Here is a 21,194-nt window from a genome sequence, read left to right on the forward strand (position 1 = left end):
AAGAAATTAAATTAGTTGTATCTAAAAGAGGTAAGTCATGTCTAATAATGAAGCAATCTTCTTTGAAGGAAAGAACTATCAGGGTAATGCTCATTCATATTTGAAGGATCAAGGAGATCAGACTACTTGTAATGGTGGTTCTGGGTCACTTAATGATAAATTTTTGTCTGTTAAAGTTGGAGAATTAATTAAAGTTCTAGCTTGGCAGCATTGTAATGCAACTGGCATATATGAAGAGTGGAACACAGATAACCCGGATCTTTCTAGTATAGGAGGTCTCTCTACATTCAAAGTTGTTGACACTAGCAATTCAGTAGTGGCATTTCGCTTAGTCGATCAATCTGGAGCCAACAAAAGTTTATCTTTGAAATGTCAGACAGATCAGGTCGGAGAATCAACAGATCGTACAGATGATGGAAATAATGAATATCATATTATAGGGTCTCTGCCGACAAATCAGCCCAATTTTCCACCACTAACAACTGGAATTTATTTACGTTTAGAAGAACCTGACTACAGTTATTTGTCTACAGGTACTGTCTACATCAAATGGAATAATGACCAAAATCAAGCTGAACTTACTTACCAAGAAGAAACTAAACCACCAGGATTTAAATTTGAGCAAACGGCTCCAGGAACATTTGACTTTATTTGGCTTGGTAAGTGAATTAGGGTTAAGTCGCTAATAAAAGCAAAAAAGAGGCCCAGTTTGTAGAGAGCTACAATTACCTCTTACCTTGTTCAAAGCTGGTAGTTTCCAACTAGTTTTTAGCAAGGTAAGAATTTATTAATTCTTGACGTGAATTTTGGGAGCGCAATTTATTTTGCAACTAGGCGGATGCGCGTCGAAAGCATCCGCCTAGTTGCAAAAACCTTTGATAGCCCTCATCCCCTAACCCCTTCTTATAAGCATGGGAGAAGGGGAACTAGAGTCTATTTTTCTCTAATGACAATCTTCTCCTATGGTCGTCGCTACGCGAAAGATGCAATTTTTATGCGTAACAGCTTATTTAACTTTTTTCAGTGGCGTTGACTTTGGGATCTAAAATTATTTGTGAATTGGATTTATTCACATGGTAAGTCCAAGATTCCTCTTTAACCTTGACAATCACTTTCCAGCCTTCCACGGGATCGTACTGCTGGGTGCAGACTTCGCCAAAGTTGAATTTGCAGAGATTTCCAAAGGTTTTTGGTGTAGCTTGAGTAATTTTTAAATCAGCAATTCCTACCCCAGAACGGCTTGAAGCATCGCTCAAAATTGCATCTGCGATCGCTTTGTGCAACGTTTGTAAAGTACTCACTTTAGGATCTAAAAGGATTTGCTTTCCAGATTTATCTACATGGTAAGTCCACAAATCTTGGCGGACTCTGACGACTACTTCCCAGCCTTCAATGGGGTTGTATTCCCTAGTACAAACTTCTCCAAAATTAAACTCACAGGGATTACCAAAGGTTTTCGATGTGACTTGGGTAATCTGTAATTCCCGTCTAGGTACACCGGAACTCTTGGAAGCATCCTGTAAAATTTTATTAGCGATCGCCTTCGGTAACTCGTTTGCTTGCGATTGGGATAATTGAGTGCTGTGTGGGCGAGGAATAGCCCCAGCAGAATTGTTTTCAATGAGTCCAAATCCACAGGATAGCAAGTTTGTCAACGCCAGCGTCAAGAAAACTCCTCTGGGTGACTGGAAGGTGCTTTTAATTACGGCAGATGCTTGGATGATTGATTTCATATATTATATTTTTTTGAAAATTGACCGGATATAGCGGTTCCCATTCAGATGCAGTACAACATTATATCGCGGGGTGTAGGGGCACGGCAGTGCCCATTGGTGTCAACTTAAGCTAGAAATAGCATACTGATTGGGTGTTGTTCACCCGCCAGGGAATATAATTCCCTGACTAATTGCTCAAGTCTACTGAAGTAGACTGAAAATTTTCGCGCTATTTAGTCCTCTTCAGAGGACTTTAGTTATGAGACAGGGATTTACAATCCCTGGCGGACGTGCGGTTTCACGTTAAGTTGATACCAATGGGCAGTGCCGTGCCCCTACAGGTATACTCACGCAAACGAGAAGCGCTATAATATCGCAATTGCTCTCAATCCAGTTTTTTGTCAAGAGTGGGGACAAGAGGAACAACGAAGATTTCTTCCCAATGCCCAATGTCCCATCCCTTATGCTTGTTTAGTCATTGCCGCCAAATTCACCACATATTCAGGGAATTGGCGTTTTAATGCAGGAAAAACCGGACAAGGCGCTTGTTCTTGTAAATTGTCAGGTTTACTCCAAGTAAAGGGGGCTTTCTGTGCCGCAGACATCCACAACAGAAGCTTTGCTCGTGTCATGGCAACATAAAGTAAACGGTACTCTTCAGATGTTTTCAAATTCTTTGCCACTTCCCATGCCTGACTCACATCTGGTATGGTAGATTCTTCGTGGAGAGTAGCGCGAATTTGGGCGCGGGCTACTTCTGATAAGGTAAAGTCACCTAAGAACTGGCTTTGGGGAGGAACCCAAAATCTGCCAGGAATCAAGTTTTCGTGGAGAAAGGGAAGAAATACATAGTCCCAATCTAACCCTTTGGCTTTGTGCATGGTAATAATCGTTAGTTGACCGCGACGGGTGTAACGTTCTTCCGAATCCTCGGTTTCCACTGGTTCAAACCGTTCAGAACTAACGATTTCACTTAAAGCTGACAGCATTCCTCCCATCGAACTATTGCCAGCTATCTGCTGGTTAACCCGTTCTGCGAGTTTGTCAGCAGTTGCTAATTCTGCCTGGTCATAATTTAAGGTCAAGGCGAGAAAGGAAATTAGCTGGTACAGAGGCAATTCCAAACGAGCGCGAAGTAAGCTGCGACACAAGCGGGCAGCTTTTTGGACTGTTTCTGGCTGGGGTGCTGCTAGAGGGCCAGGATACAAAAAGTCTTCTGGTAGACTAGCAAGAGCGTTGAGGTCTTGGGTAGGAATTAATTGGCGCTGTACTAATGCTTCTAGGGCAGCTTTGAGGTAATCGGGGGAGTGGGGGCGATCGCAAAATTGCAATAATGCCAAAATTTCTTGGGGGACATGGGAACGGCGATCGCGTTCTCCCACATCGTAAAGTATAATTTTATGCTCTTTGCACACAGATGTCAGAGCCTCGCCTAACCATCTTCCTTGGCGATTTTCTCGGACTAAAATCGCGGCACTATTTTGTGTTGGGTCTTCGCCAAATAACTCAATCACCCTTTGAGATAACAATTCAACGGTATGATAAATATCACGCGGTGTATAAAGTTCTAATCCTCGTCCTACGGGTGCGGGGTTGGCGTTAGGTTGTGGATCACCAACTTCCACAGGGCGAATTGTCTGCAAGCGAAATGGTACTTGTCGGTTGTCAGGAGTTTGTTGTTTGTTGTTGGTTGTTGCTAACCACTGACTATTGATCCATTTGAGGGCAAAGTTAGCAGCTTCGATAATAATTCTAGTACTGCGACCGGCTTGATCCATCGTTGCCAATCGTTCGATGCGATCGCACTCTTCGCAAAATTGCCGAAAATAAATCGGATCGGCTGGGGTAAATGTGGAGTTAATCGCCTGGTTGGGATCGCCAACTCGTACCAAGTTGAGTGAAGAGTTAGGAGAGACGCGATTCATCGCGTCTTTTAGGAGTGAAGAATTATCTCCCGCATCACTTGCCAAAATTTCCAACAGCTGCGTCTGTAGGGGGCTAGAATCTTGGGCTTCGTCTTCAAAGACAGCGAATACTTGATTTTGCTCAATGCGACGGGCACTGTCATTTTCTAAAACGCGCAGTGCGGCTAAAATCATATCGTCGTAGTCGATGAAGTCACGCGATCGCATTAAGTTTTGATATTGCTCGTACAATCCCGCCGCTACGCTCAAAATTGCATATTCGTCTGTGGTTTGTTTACTCCACTCCCGCAACAATTCTGGCGATATCCCAGAACTTTTTGCTTCATGAATTACCGTATTAGCCAATTCCGGCAATACTTCTGTTCGCAGCACCGATTGGCGACGCAACCTTTCTGTCTCTTCTCCGTCAAATTGATGACCTTCTAATAACCGTAAATATCGCTCTGGATTATTTCCAATCCATTGTTCTACAGCATTTCTGATAAAGCGGTGACTTTGGGTTGGTGTAATTAATGTGACATTTTCTAACTGCAAACCCGATAAATCAGAATGGCGGTTGGCAATGTTCAATGCTAAACCATGTAGGGTATAGACAAAAAAGCCCGTTTGAGGCAAAGATAATTTCTTTAAGTCTTTGCGAATCTTCGCTTTAATATTGGCAGCAGCAGAGCGAGTGAAAGTAACGACTACCAAGTGACGACGGAAGGATGAACGCTCATATTGACGGGCGATCGCGATCGCTGCGGCCGCCGCCATACCAGTAGATTTGCCTGCACCAGGAACGGCAGAAATAGCCAAAGGGCCAGATTGCCAATCAGCCATTTGCTGTTGTCCAGGGCGGAGACTGTTGCGAATTGCGAGAATCTTGTCTTGCAGAGAAATAATAGGCGATCGCTCAGACAATTCTGAGTCTAGTAATTCTTGAGGTGCAGTAGCAGTAAATTTAAAGTCTGACATATCAAATTTTATATTTTGAAGAAGAATTCTCCCAGCCAGAATTCAGAACTCAGCAATTTTTTAGTGGAGGATTCAAACCCGTAACTTTTTTCTTGACCACTAAACCTACATCTTAATGTTAGATTAGATTATCCTAATTTGATGTCTTGATTAGTGGCAACTAACTAGAATAATAAATAAATATGAAAATTAAACAACTAATTACAGAAGCACTTAGCTTACCTAATGATGCTATTTCCTATCATGTTAGTCAGGAGTTAGCCGCTCTTTATCCTAAAAAAGCATTGCTGGAAAGTAATGATAGTTCGTTCCATTTAGAAAAATACGCTGAGGCAAATCTCTGCAAAATTAAATATGATGCTCATATCCATAACTAGACGCTCACTGGTTGAAATGGTATGGAAAACCAGATTTATAAATATACTGAAAATGCCAGTTTTCAAGTTTCATAGCAGGGAAATAAACTTGATATCCTTTTAATGAGTTGGCACGAAGGATATTGTAAAACTCGCTATTTTTGGATTTTGGCGAATAGCACAGAATTAGCTCAAAACTTTTTTGCCGCAGATTGTGATTGGAATTCACAAATTCGTAATGAACTTTTAGTTTTTGAAGATGGCTACTAGGATAAAAATACTGACCTATTTGAATCTATTCAAAGCGCAACTTTTGGCAATCTCATCTTGCATAAAACTCTTAAAGAAGACATTCAAGATGACTTAATAAACTTCTTTGCATCGCGCGAAGCTTACGCAACTTAGGGACTTCCAAATAAAAAAATACTCAACTACTTATTGTAGGGTGGGCGTCTCGCCATAGGTGTCAAGTTAAGCTCAAACTTCCTATGTCAATAAGCATTTATGCTTAACAATTTGGTTTGAAAGGGACAAAAAACGAACTTTTTCAGGGACTATTAATGCTTTGTTTATTAGCATCACTCCCAGCTTGCGTATAAAAGTCAGAAAAAAGTTCAACTTTATACTTCGTTCCTAACAAAACCTATCATTGACAAATGGGTTTTAACCTTAAGTTGACACTAATGGCGTCTCGCCCGCCCTACCTATATGGGCGGGCAAGATGCCCACCCCACAAGATTGGGTAATTTATTTGTTGGAAGTCCCTTACAGTGTCCCTTGGAAACGTGGTATTTTATTTATTGGCTCACCAGAAAATGGTAAAACGCATACAGTTAAAGCATTGATGAATCAAATGCAGCAGCCTTGCTTATACGTTAAAAGCTTTAAGTCTGAGTATGCTACTGATAGCGAAACGATGGGCTTGTTTGAGCAGGGAGTGAGTCAGATAGTTGCATTAACGGAAGGCTTTTCTTTTGCCTACCTCAAAGAACTATTTCTATCATCAATGATTCCTTGGATGGGAGACATGGAAACTGGCGCACTAGAGAAAATTATGATTTCTCAAGTTGCAATTTTGCGAGAACAAATGAGCAGTACAACTGTTAGCGCTAAGGATTTAGAAAAGTAAAATTAAATGTCTCATACAGAACTGGATTCTGAATTCTGAATTATTCTTCAATCCAAAATCCAAAATCCAAAGTCTAATTATTCATCAATCTGCCAGGAATCCTTAGTTAATTCTTCATCCAAAATTTTCTTAGGACGAACGATGATGATAATTTGTCCTAGTAGAGGAATTTCTGGCTCAGTTTCAAACCATTGAAACTCTAATTCACCACCATTTTCAACGACAAAATAGCTGGAGACATCCCATTCTCGTTTGGCACGATCTACCACAACTACAACGGGCCCTATTTGGCTTTGGGTTTGGATGGGGAAGCGATCGCTATTCGCTAAAATCACTACTGGATCTTCTGCCGCCAACAGCACTTGCCAACCCGGTAATGGCACCCAAGCTTGCTCTCCAGAAAACTTGACCAGGCGAAATGGTTCAATTTCTGTCAAAATCGGCACAGCTTGCAAGTCTTGCCGTGACAATGGCAACTCGCCGACTACGGGCAAAATACGAGGTAATTGTTCTTCAAATTCCAGGCGATAAAAGGGTAAAATTGGCGCTGGACGCTGAGGAACGGTAGTAAAATCAGTTAGTAGCTGTTCGATTTGTTTCCTGGCTGCTGGCGTGTGAGCAAAACGCAAACCCTTGGCTATGAGGCGCGATCGCTGTTGTAAGTCTGTATTTTGGCGTGCCAGTTTCCAAACTTGGTGAGCAACAGCATCCCCAGGATGAGCAGAAAACCCTTCTGGCAAAGTGCGGTAATAAGAGAACTCTTTAATTGCTTTTGCTACTTCCTTCACTTCATCGGCATCGATTTTGTGCAAGAAGATCAGTTGGGCGGCGGCGGCGCGTTCTTCTTGGGTGAGCAAACGCAGTTCGTATAAAACATCGCTGCCACGGATGGCGTAATGCGATCGCGTTTCTTCCGATACTCCAGAGTTTTCCAAAGAATTGTAAACTTGAGAACCAACAACCACCTGATTTTGTTGAATTGGCTCAAATCCAGTCGCCTCAAAAATTTCTTGGGGATTGTAACCGGCTTTTAGCAACGAGGCGATCGCTGTTCCCCATTCCACCCAGTTGCCTTGTTTTTGCCTCAGCCTTCGCAGTAACTCTTGTGCTACATCGTTGGTAGCATTTTCTTCGGGATTCTGAGCGTTGGGTGGTAGATCAGTCATAATCGGAGTGCGAGCTTCAACTTGAGAGGTTAATTAACACCTCATGAGCAAGTCTTATTCTAATCTATGAACTACCCAGACCTACGCTTTGAGTTCATCTGTGGAAACTTATAAGAGAAGGCAATTCTTGCTGTAGGAAAGAATTACACAGCAAACTTGCTCTGTAGCGCTCACTCTTAGCGTTCTAAAATATGCAAAATAACTCCGTATAAACCCTTGGCGATTTTCAGCTATTCTCAACTAAACTTGGTATGGAATATAACAAGAGAGTGAATATTTAAAGGAAATATCTTATGGATAATCCCAGTGTCGAAATTGATAAAGTCCAATATCAAGTAATGACTCTCGAACGACCAAAAAAGCTGAAAATCCTGGTAGTTGATGATGAGCCAGATAATCTCGATCTGCTTTATCGCACCTTTCGACGCGACTTTAATGTTCTCAAAGCTGATAGTGGGGTGAACGCTTTACAAGTTTTGGCCGCAGAAGGGGAGGTAGCGGTGATTATCTCCGATCAACGGATGCCAGAAATGAAAGGAACTGAGTTTCTCAGCAAGACTGTACCTCAGTTTCCCGATACGGTAAGAATAATTCTCACCGGATTTACTGATATTGAAGACTTGGTAGAGGCGATTAATGCTGGGCAAGTATACAAATATATCACCAAGCCTTGGGACCCAGGGGAACTGAAGGCAGTAGTGCAAAGAGCAGCAGAAACCTACGACTTGCTCAAGCAACGGACAGAAGAATTACGCCGCGCTCATGCTCAAATGGCGCTGCTGAGTGTTTTGGTACAGGTAACTCAAGCAGCTTCTAGCTTAGAAGAAACTCTCGCTCCCATTGCTAGGGCTGTAAGTGAGACTTTTGGGGCAGAAGGCTGTATCCTGCAACTTACAGATGGAAATACTCTGGTTGCGACTCAAGGAACTTACAGTGATACAGGTACAATAGAGAATTGGTTATCTCAAGACCCACTAACAAGGGAAGCGATTGCCACTGGGCAAATGCAAGTATCTTTAAATGTACTAAAAGACACTAAATTAGCTGGTGCTATCTACTACCAAGATACGGGTGTACAAGCACATTTAGTGATCCCAATTAGCTATCGGCATCAACTTTTGGGCGTATTGTCCCTACAGTGGAAACAACCCTGCACTTTGCGAGAAGATGAATTAATGCTAATTAATTTATCAGCACAACTAGTGGCGATCGCTCTGACTAGTAGTCGCTGCCATCAAACCATTGTGTAATTGTCCTTTGTCATTTGTCCTTTATCCTTTATTCTTGGCAAATGACGAATGACTAATGACTTATTGACCAATGACTAACGAAATTCAGTCCATTTTTAACCGTATTGCTCCAGTTTATGACCAGTTGAACGATTGGTTGAGTCTGGGACAGCATCGAATCTGGAAGGAAATGGCAGTAAAATGGAGTGCAGCTAAACCAGGAGATACTGCATTAGATTTATGTTGCGGTAGTGGTGATTTAGCCTTCCGTTTGGCACGGCGCGTGGGAGCAACAGGTAAGGTATACGGAGTGGATTTTTCCCCAAACCTGCTAGAAACTGCTTCATTACGCTCCCAAAGGCAGTACCCCCAACCTGCTATCACCTGGGTAGAAGCTGATGTGCTCAATTTACCCTTTGACGACAACCAATTTGATGCCGCAACAATGGGCTATGGTTTAAGAAATGTTAAAGATATTCCCCGCAGTCTCCAAGAGCTATACCGTGTTTTGCAGCCGGGTGCTCAAGCCGCAATTTTAGACTTTCATCGACCAAGTAATTTTCACCTCCGTACCTTTCAGCAGTGGTATCTGGACGGTTTCGTGGTGCCAGTTGCCAATTATTTAGGCTTAAAAGAAGAATATGCTTACATCAGTCCCAGCTTAGACCGCTTTCCCATTGGCAAAGAACAAATAGAGTTAGCCCGTCAAGTTGGTTTTGCTGTTGCCACACACTACCCCATTGCGAACGGTATGATGGGAGTGCTGGTAGTCAGCAAATTTTAGCTTTTAGATTTGCAATTTTGGATTGGGGACTGCGGAATAGGTAATGGGTAATGGAGAATCCTTAGTGGTTAGTAAAAAAGCAACTAACAATTAATAACCGCCAAATACCAATTACCAATACTCAATCCCTAATTTATAATCTAAAATCCAGAATCCAAAATCCAAAATCCAAAATCCTGTGGACTGGTCTCATCTTTGGCTTTATGTGTCTCCCCCGGTACTGGGTGGAATTATTGGTTATTTCACAAATGATATAGCCATCAAAATGTTGTTCCGTCCTTACCGAGCAATTTATATTGCTGGACGAAGAGTACCCTTCACCCCTGGATTGATTCCCCGCAACCAGGAACGTCTAGCTAAAAACATTTCCAATACAATCATGGGGTCACTACTGACGCCAGAAGAATTGCAAAATCTGGCACGGCGTCTGTTGCAAACAGAACGCGTGCAAGCAGCAATTCTCTGGTTGTTGCGGCTGGCGATTGAACAAATCAAAACAGATAAAAACCAGAAAAGTGCCAAAATTGTAGCGGGAATTTTGCGGGATTTGCTAGGGGAATCCTTACCACGGTTACTTAAGGTTCTGGCGCGACGGGAAGACTTTTTGGAAGCGCAGATCAATCAAATTTTTGACCAGATATTGCTGGAATTTCAACTGAGTGAAGAACAAGCTACGCGGCTTGCTGATTGGTTATTGCAAGTAGTTTTACCGCCGGATCTGCTGCGCCAAGCCATAGTTGATTTTTTGACCGATCGCACGATTCAAATTATCGATGAAGGCTTTCGCGAAAAAACCAGTGGGACTTATTGGGTAGTAGCAAATTTATTTGGTTTACGTAATACTCTTACACGGCTACGGACTTTTTGCTTGGATGAAAAAGAGGCTACCAATACTCGCTTGCAGGAATTGACTCAAGATTTGCAAATGCGCGATCGCATTCGCAAATTACTGCAAAATTCATCATTACAAAACTTGCCAATGGGGACGGTGCGCCAACTACGAAAGACCACCCGCGAAAGTGTCCGCCATTACCTGCAAAACAGTGGTAGCGATTTTTTACAAGGATTAACTGATTCTGTTGATTGGGAAAATATTGCTGTAGTCCTACTGAATCGTCTTAGTACTTCACCTGTTGTAAGTACTTCTTTAGAAGTAATGAGTCAAGAGTTAGCTCTAATTTTAGAGAAGTATTTGGAAAAAGATTTAGAAGCAATTGTATCGCAGGCGATTCCGATTTTGTCGATAGATGAAGTGATAGTTGACCGGGTGAAATCAACCTCTCCAGCTGATTTAGAAGCTGCAATTGAGGGAATTGTCAAAAATGAATTGCAGGCGATTGTTACTTTAGGTGGTGTTTTGGGTTTTGTTATAGGTTTATTGCAGACAGTGTTTTTAATATTAAGTCAATATTAATTTTTGATTTTTGACTGGAGATCTTTATCAAATTATAATTGCAAGTTACCTAGATTCAGAAATGAGTGGAATTAAGCGATCGCCTTTTGAGAAGAAGTGAGAGTCAGAAGCGTAGGCGTAGCCCGTCGTAGACATCGCTCTAATTTTTATTCAGAGCCACCCGGCATCCGCAGCGTAATAATTAAGAATTACGAATTAGGTTGACTCATCTTCTATCTGTGTTTCCAGCAATTGTACATCTTCAATGGATAACCCAGTTAATTTTGCCACTTCCTCCAAGCACAAAAATACTTCTGTCGGCTGTTCCCATAGTCGAACTACCTCGAAACCAGAGTTCAATAGCTGGGATAACAATGGAAGTTTTTCAACTTACGACAATTGTTGATGCATCGGGACATTTGCATCTTGATATTTCAACATAGCTAGCGCTTGGACAGGTAAATATTGTGGTTGTTCTGAATCCTTGGGTAAAGACGCGATGAATAGCGTCTCTACAAATGGTCTATTTATCGCATTCTTTTTTCAAATTGGTATTACAATGCGATTGTTTCGACTTACAAAATTAATCCACTCTATAAGTTGTGCGAGCAAATTTACAATTAGGTAAAGCTAGTTTTAGTATCATGCCACCCGTGCAAAATCGGCATAGTAAACAATCCCCACGCTAAACCCGTAATTAACCCAAAAGGCGTAACCACATAATTATTAAAACTCCACAAACCGAAAATCTGCGCTGCCAATTCTAAAGGATAAGCCATCATCAGCACACTTGCTAACGCTACACCACTCCAGCCATACTGACTTAACCAGTAAAATCCCTTACCACCAGTTACGCCATACAACAGCCGAGTAATCAGCAAACCCGTGACAGTGCCGTAGCAGCGCATACACACAGCCATAAGAAACGGTGGTGCTAAATCTAACCCCATATTTGGTTGCGGACAGACATGATTACCCATGAAATAAATGATGTCCGCAATCCCAGGAAGCAAAGACACTCCAGACGCAGCCAAAAAGGGAGCGATAAGCGGGCCGAATACCATCCCTACCAACAAGAAATCAGCTATAAAACTGACCCAATTAATCTGCAACTCTTCACTGAAAGCTACTCTTGTCATCTCTCTTTGTCTGCGTCCTCTGTGGTTCGTCTCTTAACTTATATTTTGCATCAGGCGACTAGAAGTCACTGCTAGACAAGGCTTTACCCGCCTAGGCGGGTTGAAAATTTCGATTTTATCTTTGTTTGTATAGCCGCAATTTCTAATCGCTAGGGCTAGATGCAAGATGTGAGTTAACCTACCTTATTTACATAAGGACTTGTCAACTTATCCAACTGCTGAATCAACAGACTGAGGAATAATCCTACATCCGTCACCACACCCACCGATTCTACAGAACCGCGATCGCTTAACTTAGTCACCACAGCTGGATTAATATCTACACACACCATTTTCACACCAGCCGGAGTCATATTCCCCACGCCAATTGAGTGCAGCATTGATGACAGCATCAAAATCATCTCTGCACCTTCTAGGTGTTTGGCATATTCCTCCTGTGCTTTAATCAAATCCATTTGGGTATCAGGTAAAGGCCCGTCATCCCGAATGGAACCCGCAAGTATAAAAGGCACATTATTGTGGACACACTCATACATCACGCCACTTTTAATTGCCCCCGCCTCCACAGCTTTGGGAATGCTGCCATAACGGCGGATACTATTAATTACCTTCAGGTGATGGCGGTGTCCACCGTGTACGGCCACACCCCGCTTCATGTCTACACCCAAGGAAGTGCCCATGATATTTTGCTCGATGTCGTGAACTGCGATCGCATTCCCACCGAGCAACGCCTGTACATATCCTTCTCGAACCAATTGCGCCAGGTGTTCACCGCCACCAGTGTGAATCACCACCGGGCCAGCCGTGACAACTACTTTACCACCAGCATCGCGGATTTTCCGCAATTCCCAAGCTACTTGTTCAACGACCAATTCCACGCGCCGTTCGCTGGAAACGCCCGCCGACATAAAGCTAAATTCTTGAGTGCTGCGGAGTTCCCGCGATTCAGTTTTGCGGATGGTGCGGATACCTAACACGTCTACAATTACCTGTTCACCAACTTTTAAATCGCGCAGTATTTTACACCGAGCAACTAAGCCATTGGGAGTTTGAGTAATAGCGATCGCGCCATCCATCCGTTGATTTTCTACTTTCACCCACTGACCATTAATTCGCACTTCGGTGGGATAAATCGTACTGACGTAGAAATCATCTGGGGCTACACCATCTTGGATGACCGGCTCCAGTTTGGCATCTCGCTCATCATGCGGTAAATCTACAGCACCCAAATCAATCAATCGGGAGATGATTTCTTCCATCACTTCGTGGGATGGTGCTGATACCCTCACCTCGGCGGCTGAGGTACTTTGCCGTTGTTCTCCCAAATTGAAATTCAGGACTTTGAAACTTCCCCCGGCATCTATAATCAAATCCAAAGCGCGGTTAATTAAACCAGCGTCCAGCAAGTGTCCTTCCATCCGAATGACGCGGCTTTCTACCGAGACATTGGCATGAATTTCGTCTCTAACTGGTTCTGTTACGCGCAGAGTCAAGCATTTAGCCGCACCACCAGCTTTGAGAAATTCGGTAAGTGGCGTTTCTAAAACTTGGAAACCTGCATCCCCAAGACGGGTTTTCAAAGCATCACTCGTCTTGTTCATGATGACGATACTATCCACATTCACCGCATTACAAGCGAAGTTGACTGCATCGGCTTCGGCAATTGCGATCCGCTTTTCTGGTGCGACTCGCATTTCGATTAAGCGGTTGGAGTAAGAATCAAAAGCGCCGGGATAGTACAGTAAATAGCCATTTGCTAGGGGACAAAAGCAGGTATCCAGGTGATAGAAACGTTCATCTATGAGTCGCAGGGATAGCACCTCAATATCCAGCCACTTAGCTAAATAAGGGTGAGAATCTAATTCCGAGCGGAAACCGTATCCCGCCCATAACCAGCGTCCTTCTCGATCCAGCAGTGCGTCTCCTGCTCCCTCAAAGGGCAAATCTTTGGGAAGTTCATTGACTGTATAACCATTTGCCTCAAACCATTGTTTGAAGAAAGGTTCCTCTCCCTGACGTTCTTTGTGCAAAAAGCGACTGAGGACGACGTTATCCCCCAGTACTAAGCCAGCGTTGGCAGTAAAAACCAAATCAGGCCAACCTTTTTCAGGTGGTACTAAGTCTACAATGGCGTGTTGTTTAAGAATCTGGTGTAGTTCCTGCCACTGTTCCACGGCGCGATCGCGCGATGATTTGTGAATATTCCCTTCCATCCAAGGATTAATCACATAGTCCACGTCGTAGTGGTCAGGAGCACACATTAAAAAGCGAATCCGGGAAGTCATAAAAATCTTACAAGCGTTTTATATGCTACAAGCTTACTTTGAATACAGATTTTCGTTTTTCTACATTTAGTAAAATCTGCAACTAGAGCTTCTATCTTTTGTTAGTTGAAGGCTTTACAAAGGCTTCGTTATTAATTCTATTACTGGAAGATGGTAATAAGTACAGAAGGTGGCAAAATGCCAATAACGCTAGTTGCTTCAACTCTGGTTCCTAAAGTTGAGGCAACTGGCGTTATTGGGCAAAGCTTTTAAAAAAGTGGGGCAAAAAAACACCATTATAAGCAGCAAATATTTGGTGGCGATCGCTCTCTTCTTTTTCCTTATCCTTTATAAGACAAGGGATGGGAAAAACTTGTCTCCCTCTTGTCCCCTTCTATTCTTCCCAGTCCCCAATCCCCAGTCTCTAATGTCAAGCAGTCACTATATAAGACGAGTTGATTGCTGCTACACGACCAGCATCTACCAAAGTTTGATACACTATCGCCGCTACCTCACCGCGTGTAGCATCGCGGGTAGGATTGAGTTGTTTCAGGTTCGGGTAATTGACGATAATTTCCTTGTCTATAGCTTTTCGCACCTCATCTTTGGCATATTCAGGAATCTTTGCTTGGTCATCGAAAATTTTGATCGTTGCTGTACCATCGCTAGATAACCCCAATCCATTTACCAGAGAGACAATCACTTGTACACGCTGGATATTTTTGTTGGGGCTAAAGGTATTGTCGGGAAAACCAGAGAGAAATAAACCTTGATATGCCTGCTGAATTACCTTAGATGCCCAAAAGTCTGCTGGTACATCTTTGAATTTGATCGTCGGGCGGTTTGGCGATGGGTTGAAAGCTTTTACCAGTAATGCCGCGAATTGCGCCCGTGTCATTGTCGCATCGGGTTTAAATGTGCGATCGGGAAAACCATTAACTATCCCCAATTTGACTAATTCCCGAATAAACCCACCTGCCCAATGATTACTGATATCGGTTAATTCGACAGTTGGAGTTGGAGTTGGAGTTGGCGTTGGAGTTGGCGTTGGAGTTGGAGTTGGCGTTGGAGTTGGCGTTGGAGTTGGAGTTGGAGTTGGTGTGGGCGTTGGCGTTGGTGTGGGCGTTGGAGTTGGAGTTGGAGTTGGTGTGGGCGTTGGAGTTGGCGTGGGCGTTGGACTATCTGCAAACTCTACGTTTCCGGTGACTTTAGACGCATCTATTTTATTTCCTAGAGAAACCAGTTTGTTGGAACTGGCATTTTGCAAATCAAATTTACCGTTATTGCGTAGAGTATTGCCACCTGGATTATTGTTACTGCCGATATCTGGTAGAGCAGTTCCGATCACTGTGATCCCATCATCAGTGTTATTTTCACTGACATTATTACGTAATACGGGACGGGCACTACCAGAGATGACAATCCCAGAACGGTTTTCAGAAATTCTGTTATCTCGAAGGATGGGTGATGCAGTATCACTAATCGCAATGCCAAAACCTGTTTTGAAGTAGGTGTTATTTTCAATTTGACCTTTAGAATTTTTAGCGATCGCAATTCCATTAGCTGCATTCTCACTGAACACATTACCTAGAATCACTGGGTTAGCATCGCCTGTAGCAAATACTCCCTCCCGCTTATTGTTAGTGAAGGTGCTATTAGCAACAGTAGGGGCAGTTGATTCAATCCAGACACCACTACCACGGCTAGCCAAATTTGTTACAGTCACTCCTCGCAGTTCCGCTTTATCCAGCAACACAAAAGTGACATTCTGACCAGCAAAAGTACGGCTCAGATAACTACCACTCCCTTCAATCAAAATACCATTGCCTTTATTGGTTTCATTACCCACCACTATTACGCCAGATGGAATCGTTAACGGAAAGACTTCACCGCTAGCAGCATTGTAATTACCATCTGCTAGTTGAATCTTGGTATCAACAGTAGCTACCTTGAGGGCTTGAGTAATAGTTTTGAAGGGGGCTTGTTGGCTACCTGAGTTGGCATCGCTGCCTGCTACTGAATTTACGTAAAAAGTTTGAGCCATATTTATACTTTAATAAAATACATAGCTATCCTAGCGCTAACCATGAAGCTAAGTAGCGTTTGATGCATTAAGTAACTTAAAGTACTTCTCACTGCAAAGTTAAAAAATTATGCAGATGCTTTTGGGTTTCATTAGTACTTGACTAATTCAAAAGGGTGGGGAGTTAGAAGTTTGAGTATCTAAGGTCAGTAGAACGGCGTAAATAATAAAGTTTTAGAGTGTTCGCATAGCGTCTCTACTAGACGCTATGCGAACAAAAAAGGGCTAGAGACGCTTACTAGGAACTCAATTACAATAATTTTACATTGCAAAACACATAATTTGATTTATTTTTGCCGACTTACTTAGGTGTTTTGCTTGCTTTTTCAAATCACTGTATTTTCTGTAGCTTTGGTAATAGATAGCAGGATTGACTCAAAATCTTGACGAATTCCAGTAAGTTGTTTTACCCAAGTGTTAGAAGCCGCGATCGCACCTTCTTCTTGTTGACGTGCGGCTGCAATTTGCTTATCAATATCGCCGTAAACTTCTAATTCTACTTCTGCAAGGAGATTTTCTATTTGATTTTCAATATTTTTCGCAATAGCAATAAACTGGCTTGTAATATTTTGACGTTCTTCAGCCATTTTATCTTGTCTTTCTGCTTATTGTTGCATGGAATGAGCATCTAAACCAGCACCAACCACTGACAGTATTGGCCCGAGAACGATAGTAAAATTAGCAAGATCCTTAGCAATACCAACAGCTTGCCAAGGTTTGAAATCCACACCAATAAATTTTCCTACACCATAAACTACATGATGGAGATTGCTACCTGCTACATTCGTGGCATTTACAAAACCTTGACCACTAGCAGCAACTCTACCAGCAGTAAATTTATCCCAAGGGACTCCTAACACATCGCCAATTTTTTGTAGCGCCTCAACTTGACTTTGCAGCCGTTCACCACTTATATTATTATCAATATTCTTAGCAGATACTTTTTGAGTATTTTCTAAGCAAGTGATAAATGTTTTTGCAAGGTTGCTTTGTAAAACTTTTTTAACTTCTTGGCTAATCTCTTCAACTGCCTTGTCTACAACTGTTTTAAGTTCTTCTATAGCAGTCTCATAATGGTTTTGCACATTTAGAGCAATTTGCTTGTTCAGTGTTTCAAAATCTTCCTCAGTCGTAGTTCCTACAGAATTTGCTAGCTTAATTCCCTCTTTAGCGATCGCAGAGGACATTTCTAAGCCTATACCATTAAATTTTGTTCGCAAGCGTTCTCTTTCCTTACGCACTGTTCGAGATAATCGTGTCAGTACTTCTAAAAAAGTGGCATCTTGATCAGAATTGCGCGTAAAGCTTAATTGGGCTTCATCTACAGAAGCTAAAACAATTCGTACTGGTGTATCAAAACGAGTAAGTGCAGCGCGGCGTTCGACAAAATTATTTAAGGCATCAATAAAAGTTTGAAACCGACTGATTTCAATGAGAAAATCATCATCTTGATCTATACCGTCACAATAATCTTTTGCATCGATAAAGCAGACTGGAAATTCATCAAGACTGTAGGGCTTAAGGGGCTTAAGGGCATCTGTACTGTCGGACTTAAGTGCATCTGCTAAACTTTTGCGATAATTAGCAATTTTTTGCGCTTCCTCTCCTGCTTCATCAGACATTTTATTGATGAGCAGCATCATTTTCCAGCGATAACCCTTATCATAAGCTAGCTTCTGGAAATTTTCTATTGTGATTGAATCAAAAAGCATATAAGTAAGGTTGAAAACTAATAAATCAGCTTTATTAATTGCCTCATAGGTAATTTCATCATGGTCTTGACGGTCTGTAAATAGTCCTGGCGTATCTATTACTTTGATACTATTCCAATCATAGGTAGCAGTTACATCAGTTGCAATATCAGAATCGATTTTAATATCTCGTCGTCCTGTAAGTGCAGAGATAGTTGTAGATTTACCCGCGTTATATTGACCAACAAAAGCTACTGTCAGAATCCCATTTTTACTATATTCTTTGACTTCATCACGTAGCTTATGACGAATAGCTACAAATTCAGGATGATTGGCTTGAGCTAAAATTTTATCAAACTTGATACAGATATTTTTGAATTTGGTAGCAATTTCAGCAGCTTTAAATATTTGTTGCTGATTCATTTTTTATTTCCTCTAATTATTTTTATATTTAGCTTTTTATTAACATTTACTTAATAGATTTTTCTGGTGGAATGATAAAAACATCTTCTTGTAAAACTCTGTTAATTGTTTCCTGGTATTTTCTAAGCTTCAATTCAGATTTAGTTTGAATTGTTATGCTTCGTCCAAAATCTCGTTCTACTTTATCAATAGTTTTGATAATCCCTTCATCTGTTAATGGTTCGTATTTATCAAAACACCAATCGATAATGCGCTTGGCATAAACATGATTAAGATCATTAGCAGAGCTATATAATTGACTTTCAGCTTTTACAAGTTGCTTATTTATTTTTTCTATACCCTGAATCAATTCATCAAAGTAATTATTAATATTAAGGTTTATAGCATCACAATGCTTACTAAATTATTCTTTGGCTTTTGCTAGAGTTTGTCGCTGATACTCTTCTAATTGATTGTTCAAAGATTGGCTAATCTTTTTTACTGCTTCAAGTTGCTTCTCTTTTTGAGATTTAAAAAAATTAGTAAATGTACTAATAACAGTACCAATTGCCATAATAATCCCAAGTGGAGGTACTGCGAAAAGCATTGTAATACTTGTTGTAACGGCTATTACAGTAGAGCCAATACGCAACATATCTTTAAAACTAATATTACTTTGCTTATTAAAATTGAAATTTCTTTCTCCTAACTTAGCGATCAATTGTAATTCATTACCAATTTATTTTAGTAAGTGTTCAACTTCATCATTGAAATTTTTTCCACTTTTTTCAAAAACATTATTTAATCTATCTTGAAAATTTAATATTTTTAGCCTATTTTACCACCTAGATTTCAAATTATTTTCATCAGTATCCCAATTTTCTTCTGCAAAATCTTGAATTGCATCGAATGCGTCTTTAAAAACTGCCTTAATTTGCTGTTGTAAATATTTTTGACTATTTCTAGATTCTTTTTTGATTCCCTCTCGAAATTTATCATGCATATTTTTCAAGTGGTTAGTCAAGTTTTGATAAGCTTCTAATTCCTTAGTCACCCATTTGTTAGGTTCTTCAATTGCACCAACTGTAGAACCAAGTAAGGTTTGAGAACGTCTAATTACTCCATAATCAACTAAAGACACCCGAATAGCATCAAGAAAATCCTGTATGCGGCTTGCTTTAAATAGTTCATCTTTATGTTCTTGATGTTCAGCTTCCCGTGACATTTGTGCAGCCAAAAGCATCACAGGAATAACATCAAAGTAGTCGTTAGCATAATGCTGTTTGGCGTAGCGCCGGATTAGTTCAATATGTCCACCTAAACCGTTTGTACTATTCATTACAAATAATTTATCTGAGTCTTTTAAAAAATGTTCTAATCTTCTAGAATCCCGGAGATTATTTTTAACATTAAGTAATACAATCAGGGGTTTAGCTTTTTCTTTTAAAAGTTGTAAAAATTTAAATTCGGTTTCTTGAATGCTGTCATTTGTGACTACATAACAAATAATATCAGATTCTTCGATAATACTCTCAGCAATTTCTTCATCACTTTTACCACCAGGCGCACCAATCCCAGGAGTATCGATAATCCGAATATTTTTCCACTCATAAACCCGATTAAAACGAGTGGTACGCTGTTTACCTACACCAATAGCATCCCAGCCATCACCTGTAATAATCGCGTGGAGAGTGCTTTTTCCTGCTTTAGTTTTACCTATGAAAGCTATACTAAAATGCTTTAAAGCACGTTGTTTTGCACGCAGTGATTCACTTACCCTGTCAAGCTCTTCTAAAGCCTCAAACGTCAGATATTTTCTGGTACTATCAAGCTGTTTCGCTACTTCTTTCGCCGTATTTGCTTGTCCTTTACTACTTGTTTTTTGCTGTATTTGCTTAGTATATATTTCAAGATTTTTAGCTAAATCTGCAAGAGTAGAACAAGCACTTTGGAGAGAATTTTCTGCATACTTGTAATCTTCGTTTGCTATGACTGTACATCGCTGGATTGCATCGTCATATCCAGGCCCCGCTAGTAATATTTCTTTCCGTAGTTTATCAATTTTATGCCCAATATTTTCAGGGGCAACTTTTGCTAAATCTACTAATGCACGAGATAAAACTGAATCTATTCCCTTTAAAAGACGCGCACCAACAGAGATTCTGATTTATCTTTATTGTGACTAGCGAATTTAACTGTGTTAAAATTTTCGGTTTCTTAAAGCAATGTTTCAATTTTTGAATTAGACCAGTTCCAAATTTTTGCAATATGCTTTACCATCTCCCGTTCTAATGGTGAAAAATAACCATCAATATAGGCAATAGCTATCATCTGTCGCATTGCCTCACTTTGCTCACCCTGTTGGATTTTACGTGCTACATTCTCAACAGATACAAAGTTTTCATTTTGACTCAATATTTTCTCCATCTCTTCGATGGTGTATGTTCCCAAATTCGTTTTCTGTGCTAACTTTCGTAGCGCCTTTGCTTCTTCGCTGTGAATCTGTTCATCAGCACACATGATATGTGTAAGCAGTAAAAATTGGTAGTTTATTTGCTCAGAGGTTAGCTGCGACATTATTACCCTAAGTGCGAATTCTAGACTAAGGATAAGAAATAACGCTTACTTAAAACCTCAGAAAATAGACCGAGATTATTTTTGAATACTTACACAAGCTACTTCTAAAAAATAAATTATTCAATAAGACAAGAGCATATTTTATCTTAAATAGCTAACTTTTAATTCGACATCATCGATTCTTTTCAAGAGTGCGTGAATTTCATCTAAAGTACTGTCATAAGCTTGAGTTAGCAGTACGTTAATATCTTTAATTAACTGTTCTCTTTCGTGTGCTGATTTCATTTTTAATTATCCGAGCGTGGTTTGACTTTTTTTGTCACCATCTCTAGTTTCGCCTAAATATTATCTTATTCTCAATAAGACCCACTTTTTAAATGAGTT

General features: G+C 40.9%; 21 protein-coding genes. 7 read left to right on the forward strand and 14 right to left on the reverse strand.

Annotated features, from left to right (window positions below):
* Positions 1-37 precede the first annotated feature (37 nt).
* On the forward strand, positions 38-667 hold the full coding sequence (locus tag HWQ44_RS13845) for a beta/gamma crystallin domain-containing protein (protein ID WP_292719407.1): 630 nt from the start codon (positions 38-40) through the stop codon (positions 665-667).
* Positions 668-1,010: 343 nt separating this feature from the next.
* Here HWQ44_RS13845 and HWQ44_RS13850 read toward each other — a convergent pair whose 3' ends face one another.
* Together HWQ44_RS13850 and HWQ44_RS13855 are read right to left on the reverse strand one after the other, a co-directional pair.
* Positions 1,011-1,733, reverse strand: a complete 723-nt coding sequence (locus tag HWQ44_RS13850; RefSeq protein WP_292719409.1) for a hypothetical protein — start codon at positions 1,731-1,733, stop codon at positions 1,011-1,013.
* 443 nt (positions 1,734-2,176) lie between these two features.
* Positions 2,177-4,597, reverse strand: coding sequence for an ATP-dependent helicase (locus HWQ44_RS13855; RefSeq protein WP_292719411.1), 2,421 nt, complete (start codon positions 4,595-4,597; stop codon positions 2,177-2,179).
* 182 nt (positions 4,598-4,779) lie between these two features.
* On the opposite strand from HWQ44_RS13855, the gene HWQ44_RS13860 reads away from it, so the two are divergent.
* The 3 genes from HWQ44_RS13860 (at position 4,780) to HWQ44_RS13870 (ending at position 6,082) form a co-directional block, all read left to right on the forward strand.
* On the forward strand, positions 4,780-4,974 hold the full coding sequence (locus tag HWQ44_RS13860; RefSeq protein WP_292719413.1) for a hypothetical protein: 195 nt from the start codon (positions 4,780-4,782) through the stop codon (positions 4,972-4,974).
* Positions 4,975-5,076: 102 nt separating this feature from the next.
* Positions 5,077-5,223: a hypothetical protein gene (locus HWQ44_RS13865; protein WP_292719415.1), complete on the forward strand. Its 147-nt coding sequence runs from the start codon at positions 5,077-5,079 to the stop codon at positions 5,221-5,223.
* A 451-nt stretch (positions 5,224-5,674) separates the two neighbouring features.
* The gene (locus HWQ44_RS13870) at positions 5,675-6,082 is read left to right on the forward strand and encodes a hypothetical protein (protein WP_292719417.1); all 408 of its coding nucleotides are present in this window, start codon (positions 5,675-5,677) and stop codon (positions 6,080-6,082) included.
* A 77-nt stretch (positions 6,083-6,159) separates the two neighbouring features.
* On the opposite strand, the gene HWQ44_RS13875 is transcribed toward HWQ44_RS13870, so the two are convergent.
* Positions 6,160-7,248, reverse strand: coding sequence for a RuBisCO accumulation factor 1 (locus tag HWQ44_RS13875; protein WP_292719419.1), 1,089 nt, complete (start codon positions 7,246-7,248; stop codon positions 6,160-6,162).
* Positions 7,249-7,541: 293 nt separating this feature from the next.
* On the opposite strand from HWQ44_RS13875, the gene HWQ44_RS13880 reads away from it, so the two are divergent.
* The 3 genes from HWQ44_RS13880 to HWQ44_RS13890 all read left to right on the forward strand — a co-directional run bounded on the left by HWQ44_RS13880 (position 7,542) and on the right by HWQ44_RS13890 (position 10,675).
* Positions 7,542-8,498 (forward strand): response regulator, encoded by a 957-nt coding sequence (locus HWQ44_RS13880; protein ID WP_292719421.1) that lies wholly within the window; start codon positions 7,542-7,544, stop codon positions 8,496-8,498.
* Positions 8,499-8,568: 70 nt separating this feature from the next.
* Positions 8,569-9,261, forward strand: coding sequence for a bifunctional demethylmenaquinone methyltransferase/2-methoxy-6-polyprenyl-1,4-benzoquinol methylase UbiE (gene ubiE, locus HWQ44_RS13885; protein WP_292719422.1), 693 nt, complete (start codon positions 8,569-8,571; stop codon positions 9,259-9,261).
* Between the two features lie 178 nt (positions 9,262-9,439).
* A complete protein-coding gene (locus HWQ44_RS13890) occupies positions 9,440-10,675 on the forward strand; it encodes a DUF445 domain-containing protein (protein ID WP_292719424.1) in 1,236 nt (411 codons plus the stop codon).
* A gap of 195 nt (positions 10,676-10,870) precedes the next feature.
* Here HWQ44_RS13890 and HWQ44_RS13895 read toward each other — a convergent pair whose 3' ends face one another.
* The 11 genes from HWQ44_RS13895 to HWQ44_RS13945 all read right to left on the reverse strand — a co-directional run bounded on the left by HWQ44_RS13895 (position 10,871) and on the right by HWQ44_RS13945 (position 21,095).
* Positions 10,871-11,029: a hypothetical protein gene (locus tag HWQ44_RS13895; RefSeq protein WP_292719426.1), complete on the reverse strand. Its 159-nt coding sequence runs from the start codon at positions 11,027-11,029 to the stop codon at positions 10,871-10,873.
* A 245-nt stretch (positions 11,030-11,274) separates the two neighbouring features.
* Positions 11,275-11,793 (reverse strand): DUF2085 domain-containing protein, encoded by a 519-nt coding sequence (locus tag HWQ44_RS13900; RefSeq protein ID WP_292719428.1) that lies wholly within the window; start codon positions 11,791-11,793, stop codon positions 11,275-11,277.
* Positions 11,794-11,966: 173 nt separating this feature from the next.
* Positions 11,967-14,078 carry a TIGR00300 family protein gene (locus HWQ44_RS13905; protein WP_292719430.1) on the reverse strand — a complete coding sequence of 704 codons (2,112 nt, stop codon included), beginning with the start codon at positions 14,076-14,078 and terminating at the stop codon, positions 11,967-11,969.
* A gap of 409 nt (positions 14,079-14,487) precedes the next feature.
* Positions 14,488-16,101, reverse strand: a complete 1,614-nt coding sequence (locus HWQ44_RS13910; protein ID WP_292719432.1) for a DUF1565 domain-containing protein — start codon at positions 16,099-16,101, stop codon at positions 14,488-14,490.
* 365 nt (positions 16,102-16,466) lie between these two features.
* Positions 16,467-16,727: a hypothetical protein gene (locus tag HWQ44_RS13915; protein ID WP_292719434.1), complete on the reverse strand. Its 261-nt coding sequence runs from the start codon at positions 16,725-16,727 to the stop codon at positions 16,467-16,469.
* A gap of 18 nt (positions 16,728-16,745) precedes the next feature.
* Positions 16,746-18,254 carry a GTPase gene (locus HWQ44_RS13920; protein ID WP_292719436.1) on the reverse strand — a complete coding sequence of 503 codons (1,509 nt, stop codon included), beginning with the start codon at positions 18,252-18,254 and terminating at the stop codon, positions 16,746-16,748.
* 46 nt (positions 18,255-18,300) lie between these two features.
* On the reverse strand, positions 18,301-18,603 hold the full coding sequence (locus HWQ44_RS13925) for a hypothetical protein (RefSeq protein ID WP_292719438.1): 303 nt from the start codon (positions 18,601-18,603) through the stop codon (positions 18,301-18,303).
* Positions 18,604-18,657: 54 nt separating this feature from the next.
* A complete protein-coding gene (locus HWQ44_RS13930; protein ID WP_292719440.1) occupies positions 18,658-18,954 on the reverse strand; it encodes a hypothetical protein in 297 nt (98 codons plus the stop codon).
* 117 nt (positions 18,955-19,071) lie between these two features.
* Positions 19,072-20,400, reverse strand: a complete 1,329-nt coding sequence (locus tag HWQ44_RS33570) for a GTPase (protein WP_366931381.1) — start codon at positions 20,398-20,400, stop codon at positions 19,072-19,074.
* 50 nt (positions 20,401-20,450) lie between these two features.
* Positions 20,451-20,753, reverse strand: a complete 303-nt coding sequence (locus tag HWQ44_RS13940; protein ID WP_292719442.1) for a TerB family tellurite resistance protein — start codon at positions 20,751-20,753, stop codon at positions 20,451-20,453.
* Positions 20,754-20,951: 198 nt separating this feature from the next.
* On the reverse strand, positions 20,952-21,095 hold the full coding sequence (locus HWQ44_RS13945) for a hypothetical protein (RefSeq protein ID WP_292719524.1): 144 nt from the start codon (positions 21,093-21,095) through the stop codon (positions 20,952-20,954).
* Between the last annotated feature and the right edge of the window lie 99 nt (positions 21,096-21,194).

Origin of the sequence: Nostoc sp. JL34 (assembly GCF_017114945.1) — a bacterium.
Classification (GTDB): Bacteria; Cyanobacteriota; Cyanobacteriia; order Cyanobacteriales; family Nostocaceae; genus Nostoc.